5 protein-coding genes are annotated in these 6598 nt (G+C 70.0%); 4 read left to right on the top strand and 1 reads right to left on the bottom strand.

Going from position 1 to position 6598, the window contains the following annotated elements; genetic code table 11:
- The 4 genes from ACE3SG_RS22910 to ACE3SG_RS22895 form a co-directional block, all read left to right on the top strand.
- The coding region (locus tag ACE3SG_RS22910) for a 3'-5' exonuclease (RefSeq protein WP_374568540.1) at positions 1 to 840 on the top strand (840 nt) is incomplete at its 5' end.
- A 55-nt stretch (positions 841 to 895) separates the two neighbouring features.
- A complete protein-coding gene (locus tag ACE3SG_RS22905) occupies positions 896 to 2494 on the top strand; it encodes an ATP-binding protein (RefSeq protein ID WP_374568539.1) in 1599 nt (532 codons plus the stop codon).
- Positions 2491 to 3186, top strand: coding sequence for a response regulator (locus tag ACE3SG_RS22900; protein WP_374568538.1), 696 nt, complete (start codon positions 2491 to 2493; stop codon positions 3184 to 3186). The genes ACE3SG_RS22905 and ACE3SG_RS22900 overlap by 4 nt, the downstream gene beginning before the upstream one ends.
- Before the next feature lie 92 nt (positions 3187 to 3278).
- Positions 3279 to 5186, top strand: a complete 1908-nt coding sequence (locus ACE3SG_RS22895; RefSeq protein ID WP_374568537.1) for a potassium transporter Kup — start codon at positions 3279 to 3281, stop codon at positions 5184 to 5186.
- Between the two features lie 51 nt (positions 5187 to 5237).
- On the opposite strand, the gene gshA is transcribed toward ACE3SG_RS22895, so the two are convergent.
- Positions 5238 to 6530, bottom strand: a complete 1293-nt coding sequence (gene gshA, locus ACE3SG_RS22890; RefSeq protein WP_374568536.1) for a glutamate--cysteine ligase — start codon at positions 6528 to 6530, stop codon at positions 5238 to 5240.
- Between the last annotated feature and the right edge of the window lie 68 nt (positions 6531 to 6598).

Genomic DNA, 6598 nt, shown 5'->3' with positions numbered 1-6598 from the left:
TTCCTGCGCGCGGTGACCACGCCCAAGCGCGGCATCGGCCACACCACGATCGGCAAGCTCGGCGAGTTCTCGGCCAAGTGGAAGACCAGCCTGTTCGAGGCGCTGTTCGCCGAGAGCTTGCCCGCCGCCCTGCCGGCCAAGGCGATCGGCTCGCTGCACGAATTTGGCCGTTATGTGAACGACCTCGAGCACCGGGCCCGCACGACGACGGGCTCGGAAGACGCGAAGGCACTGTTGCTGGGCTGGCTGAAGGACATCGACTACGAGAAGCACCTGTACGACAGCGAAGACAGCGAGAAGCTCGCGGCCTCGCGCTGGGCCAACGTGCTCGATTTCGTCGACTGGGTGGCCAAGCGCTGCGGCGGCGAGATCACGCAGGAGGGGGGCACCTTCGAGAGCGAGCGCAAGAGCGTGCTCGACGTGGCACAGACGATCAGCGTGATCCTCAGCCTGGCCGAGCGCGGCGACGAGCAGGACCAGGTGGTGCTGTCGACGCTGCACGCGAGCAAGGGGCTGGAGTGGCCGCACGTGATCCTGGCCGGGGTCAACGAAGGGCTGCTGCCGTTCAAGGCCGACGACGAGGAGATGACGCTGGAGCGGCTGCAGGAAGAGCGGCGGCTGATGTACGTGGGCATCACGCGGGCGCAGAAGACGCTGGTCGTCAGCACGCTGCGCCGGCGCAAGAAGGGCCGCGACACGATCGCCGGCATCCCGAGCCGTTTCATCGCCGAGATGAAGCTGAACCAGGCCGGCAGCGGCGAAGACCCGAAAGAGCGGCTCAAACGCATCCGCGCCGAGCTGGCCGCCAAGAGCGCCGCGGCTGCACCGGCCGCCGATTGAGCGCCGGGCCGGGCCCTGATGTCATCCTGACGCGACAACGGGTAGCCTCGCGGGCATGAACGCCTTGACGTCGGACCGGCCCGGCTGGCCGCGCGGCCTGCAGACCGTGCAGGCGCCGCCGCGGGCCGGCCTGCGGCGGCGCCTGCTGGGGGCGGCCGCCGCGGCCGCGCTGTGGCTGGCCGCCTGGGCCGGCGCAACCCTGCTCGACCACCATGTCGACCTGGCCAACCAGGCGATGCTGTTCGTCATCGCTTCGGTGATGGCCAGCATCTGGCTCTCGGCGCCGGCGGCCTTTGCGTTTGCGCTGGCCTGCACGCTGAGCTTCAACTGGGGTTTCGTGCCGCCGCGTGGCAGCCTGGCGGTCGACCTGGAGCGACACGCGGTGCTGCTGACGGCGATGCTGGTCGTCAGCTGGTTGATCGCGGGGCTGGTGGCGCGCCTGCGGGCCCAGGCCGCCGCCGCGCGTGACGCCGCGCGCTGGGCCGCGCGGCTGCAGGCGGTGGGCGAGGCGCTGCGCGACAGCGCCGACCCGCTGCAGCAGGCCGAGCCGGTGGCGCAGGCGCTGTCCGAGCTGGGCCGCGCGCCGGCCGCGCTGATGCTGCTGCGCGACGAGATGCCGCAGGCCGACCAGCCCGACGCCGTGTGGCTGCATGGCGAGCTGGATGCCGACGAGCGCGCCGGCCTGTGGCTGTGCCTGCGCCAGTCCCAGGCCTTTGGGCCGGGCACCGGCCGCCATGGCGAACAGCCGGCCTGGTATCTGCCGCTGCGCTCGCGCGGTGCCAGCTACGGGGCCGCGCTGGTGCGCCTGCTCGAGCCCGAGCGGGCCACCGACAGCCTGCGCGCGCGGGCCCAGGCCTTGTGTGACCTGCTCGGCGTGGCGCTGCAGCGCGCGGTGCTGGCGCGCCAGACCGAGTCGGCCCACGCGCTGGCACAGACGCAGGGTGTGCGCAACGCGATGCTGGCTTCGATCTCGCACGACTACCGCACGCCGCTGGCGGTGATCCTGGGCGCCGCGTCGTCGCTGCAATCGCAGGGCGAGCGCTTGTCGCCGGCCCAGCGCGAGCGGCTGGCCCGCCAGATCGTCGACGAGGTCGAGCAGCTCAGCCGCATGACCGACAACACGCTGCAGCTGGCGAGGCTCGATGCGCCCGGCGTCACGCTGCGGCTCGATTGGGAGTCGGCCGAAGAGATCGTCGGCACCGCGCTGGCCCACGCCCGGCGGCACGGCGGCGAGCGGCGCGTGCACGCGCGGCTTGAGCCGGGCCTGCCGCTGTTGCGCTGCGACGCGCTGCTGTTGTCGCAGCTGCTGGACAACCTGATCGACAACGCGTTCAAGTACAGCAGCGGGCCGGTCGAGCTGGTGGTGCGCCTGCAGAACCGCCTGCCGGGCGAGACCGGCGACCCGCAGATCGTGCTGGCGGTGCGCGACCGGGGCGCCGGCGTCGCACCGGCCGAGCGCCACAAGGTCTTCGAGGTCTTTCAGCGCGGCGACGGGGCCAATGCGGCGCGCGGGGTCGGCGTTGGCCTGGCGGTCTGCCGTGCGATCGCCCGCGCCCATGGAGGTGAGCTCAAACTTCGTGCCCGGGCCCACGGCGGCAGCAGCTTCGAGCTGTGGTTGCCGGTGCTGCCGGTGCCACAGCAGGAGAACGCATGATCCGGGTGCTGCTGGTCGAAGACGACCGCGACCTGCGCACGACGCTGCGCGACGCGCTGGCGCTCGAAGGTTACGAGGTCAGCACGGCGGCCAGCCTGAGCGAGGGCCTGGCGCTGTGGACCCACGCCCGCCCGGCGCCGGACCTGGTGCTGCTCGACCTGGGCCTGCCCGACGGCGACGGCGAGACCTTGCTCGCGACACTGCGCAAGCGCGACGCGGTGCCGGTGCTGGTGATCTCGGCGCGCCAGGCCGATGGGCAGAAGATCCGCCTGCTCGACGCGGGCGCCGACGACTACCTGGTCAAGCCCTTCAGCATCGGCGAGCTGCTGGCGCGGCTGCGGGTGGCCTTGCGCCACCGCGGCACCGCGCTGAAGCCGGCGCTGACCCGCTACGAAGCCGATGGGCTGGTGGTCGATCTGGCGGCGCACCGTGTCAGCCTGGGCGACGAGGCGGTGCACCTGACGCCGACCGAGTTCAAGCTGCTGGCGCGGCTGGTGCGCAGCGCCGGCCAGGTGGTCACGCACCGCCAGTTGCTGGCCGACGTGTGGGGCGAAGAGTTCACCGAGCACACCCACTACCTGCGGCTTTACATGGGCCAGCTGCGCGCCAAGCTCGAAGCCGATCCGGCCGACCCGCAGCGGCTGCTGACCGAGCCCGGCGTGGGCTACCGCCTGGCAGACCCGGTGGCCTGAGCGGGCCCTGGCCGGCGCCCGCTTTACAAATCTTTATGCGTTCCTGACGCCCGGCTCGCGACCATCGCGGCCAGTTCAACCTGGGAATGCACATGAGCACCACCACCGCCTTGGCGCCCGCGGCCAGCCATGGCCTGCAACGCTCGACGCTCGGCGCCTTGACGCTGGGCGCGATCGGCGTCGTCTATGGCGACATCGGCACCAGCCCGCTGTACACGGTCAAGGAGATCTTCTCACCGGCCACTGGCATCGCGCTGAACCCCGACAACCTGATCGGCGCGGTGTCGCTGATCTTCTGGGCCCTGATGCTGGTCGTCACGCTGAAGTACGTGGTGCTGATCCTGCGCGCCGACAACCGCGGCGAAGGTGGGGCGCTGGCCCTGACCGCGCTGGCCACGCATGCGGTGGCCCACAAGCCGCGCTTGCGGCTGGTGCTGCTGACGCTGGGCGTCTTCGGCGCGACGCTGTTCTACGGCGACAGCGTGATCACGCCGGCGATCTCGGTGCTGGGCGCCATGGAAGGGCTGGAGATCGTCTCTGACGATCTGAAGAGCTGGGTTCTGCCGTTGTCGATTGCCGTGCTGGTGGGGCTGTTCGTCGTGCAGCGTTTCGGCACGGCGGCGGTCGGCCGCCTGTTCGGGCCGGTCATCGTGTTGTGGTTCGTCGTGCTGGCGGTCACGGGCGTCATGCAGATCCTCGAACAGCCGGCCATCCTGGCGGCGCTGAACCCGCTGCGTGGCCTGGCCTTTCTGCGCCACAGCGGCTGGCAGGTCTTCGCGCTGGTCGGCGCGGTGGTGCTGGCGCTGACCGGCGCCGAGGCGCTGTATGCCGACATGGGCCACTTCGGGCGGGTGCCGATCCAGCTGGCCTGGGGCGCGCTGGTGCTGCCGTCGCTGGCGCTGAACTACCTGGGCCAGGGCGCGCTGCTGATGGGTGACCCGACGGCGTTGGAGAACCCCTTCTTCCGCCTGTTCCCGTCGGCCTGGGTGTTGCCTGCGGTGGGGCTGGCCACGCTGGCCGCGATCATCGCCTCGCAAGCGGTGATCTCCGGCGCGTACTCGATGACCCGCCAGGCGATCCAGCTCGGGTTCCTGCCGCGCATGACGATCCGCTTCACCTCGGCCCGCGAGATGGGCCAGATCTACATGCCGGCCGTCAACTGGGTGCTGCTGGCCGGCGTGATCGGCGCGGTGCTGGGTTTCGGCAGCGCCACCGCCCTGGGCGGCGCCTATGGCATGGCGGTGACGCTGACGATGCTGATCACGACCGTGCTGACCTTCTTCGTCGTGCGCGAAGGCTGGCGTTTGCCGGCGCCGCTGGCTTGGGGGGCGACGGCGCTGTTCCTCACGCTCGACCTGCTGCTGGTGGCCAGCTGCGCGGTCAAACTGTTCGACGGTGGCTGGTTCCCGCTGGCGCTCGGGCTGCTGATCTTCGGCCTGATGAGCACCTGGGCCCGCGGCCGTGCGCTGGTGATGGACAGCATCGAGAGCGACGGCCTGGCACTGGCGCCGTTCATCGCCAGCCTGGACCCGTCGGACCTGCAGCGCAGCAGCCGCACGGCCGTCTACCCGGTGGCCAACCCCGAGATGGTGCCGCAGGCCTTGCTGCACAACCTGAAGCACTACCAAGTGCTGCACGAGCGCAACCTGATCCTGACCGTGCACTACGAAGAGGTGCCCTGGGTGCCGGCTGAAGAACGGGTCTCGGTGCAGGACCTGGGCAATGCCTTCTGGCGCGTGGGCCTGCATTTCGGCTTCATGGACACGCCCGATGTGCCGCAGGCGCTGGCGCTGGCCGAGAAGCAGGGCCTGCCGGTGTCGGCCTTCGAAACCAGCTTCTTCCTCAGCCGCGAGACGGTGGTGCCCACGCCCGGCATCGGCATGGCCAGCTGGCGTGAGCGCGTGTTCGCGGCGATGACGCGCAACGCGCGCAGTGCGGCCGAGTACTTCAGGCTGCCCGACAACACGGTGGTCGAGCTGGGCACGCGGGTGCAGATCTGAACGGACCGCGTGCGGCACCCAGCGCGGGCCGGGTGCCGCACGCGCCGGCCGTCAGTCGTAGGTTTCGGCGTTCGGGTCGGTCGCTTCCAGCTCGTAGGCCGCGGCCAGCATCGCCAGGCGGCCGATCACGCCGTACATGTAGAACCGGTTGGGCGCGCTGGCGCCGGGCTTCTCGCCCGGCTTGGGCAGGTGGTGGCTTTCGGCGAAGGCCAGCGGCACGAAGCTGGAGCCGGGGGCGTTGAGGTTCTGGTCGATGCCGCGGTCGGCGTGGATGCGGTAGAAGCCGCCGACGACGTAGCGGTCGATCATGTAGACCACCGGCTCGGCCACCGCGTCGTTGACGCGCTCGTAGGTCGGCACGCCTTCCTGGATGATGACCTCGCCCGCCGGCTGGCCGTTGGCCGTCATCACGTGGCGGGCGCGGTGGTTGACGTCGTCCAGCTCCTTCGCGTCGCGCACCGTCATCAGCCCGAGGCCGCTGGGGCCGTTGTCGGCCTTGACGACGACGAACGGCTTCTCGTTGATGCCGTATTCCTTGTGCTTGCGGCGGATCTTGGTCAGCAATGCATCGACGTTGGTCTGCACGCAGTCCAGCCCTTGCGGCTGCTGCCAGTCGACTTGGCCGCACTGGGTGTGCATCGGGTTGATCAGCCACGGGTCCATGCCCAGCAGCTTGGCGAACTTCTTGGCCACCTCTTCGTAGGCCTGGAAGTGCCGGCTCTTGCGCCTTGTGCCCCAGCCCGCATGCAGCGGCGGCAGCAGGTACTGCTCGTGCAGGTTGTCCAGCACCTTTGGCACGCCGGCCGACAGGTCGGTGTTGAGCAAGATGGTGCAGGGGTCGAAATTCTTCAGCCCGAGGCGGCGCTTGCTGCGCAGCAGCGGCTCCAGCTGCAGGTGGCTGCCGTCGGGCAGGTCGAGCGAGGTCGGCTCGCCGATGGTTTCGTCCAGCGTGCCCAGGCGCACGTTGAGCCCGGCGAGCGAGAAGATCTGCATCAGCCGCTGCAGGTTCATCAGGTAGAACTTGTTGCGGCTGAGCTGCTTGTCGGGCACCAGCAGCAGGTTCTTCGCTTCGGGGCAGATCTTTTCGATCGCCGCCATCGCCGCCTGCACCGCCAGCGGCAGCATGTCGGGCGTCAGGTTGTTGAAGCCGCCGGGGAACAGGTCGGTGTCGACCGGCGCCAGCTTGAAGCCGGCATTGCGGATGTCCACCGAGCTGTAGAACGGCGGCGTGTGCTCCATCCATTCGAGCCGGAACCAGCGCTCGATCGCCGGCATCGACTCCAGGATGCGCTGCTCCAGCTCGTTGATGGGGCCGGTGAGCGCGGTGACGAGGTGCGGGACCATGGCGGCGGCAGTGCAGGTGGAAAGTCGATTTTGGCAGATGGGGTTGCCGGGTTGAATTGCAATCGCCA

This window comes from Ideonella sp. (assembly GCF_041914305.1).
GTDB lineage: Bacteria > Pseudomonadota > Gammaproteobacteria > Burkholderiales > Burkholderiaceae_C > Ideonella.
The sequence above is the reverse complement of the archived record's forward strand: the minus strand, read 5'-3'. Positions and strand labels throughout refer to the sequence as shown.

Excerpts from the sequence above, each read along its gene's own strand:
- ACE3SG_RS22905 (WP_374568539.1), top strand. The coding sequence starts at position 896 with ATGAACGCCTTGACGTCGGACCGGCCCGGCTGGCCGCGCGGCCTGCAG.
- ACE3SG_RS22900 (WP_374568538.1), top strand. The coding sequence starts at position 2,491 with ATGATCCGGGTGCTGCTGGTCGAAGACGACCGCGACCTGCGCACGACG.
- ACE3SG_RS22895 (WP_374568537.1), top strand. The coding sequence starts at position 3,279 with ATGAGCACCACCACCGCCTTGGCGCCCGCGGCCAGCCATGGCCTGCAA.
- gshA (WP_374568536.1), bottom strand. The coding sequence starts at position 6,530 with ATGGTCCCGCACCTCGTCACCGCGCTCACCGGCCCCATCAACGAGCTG.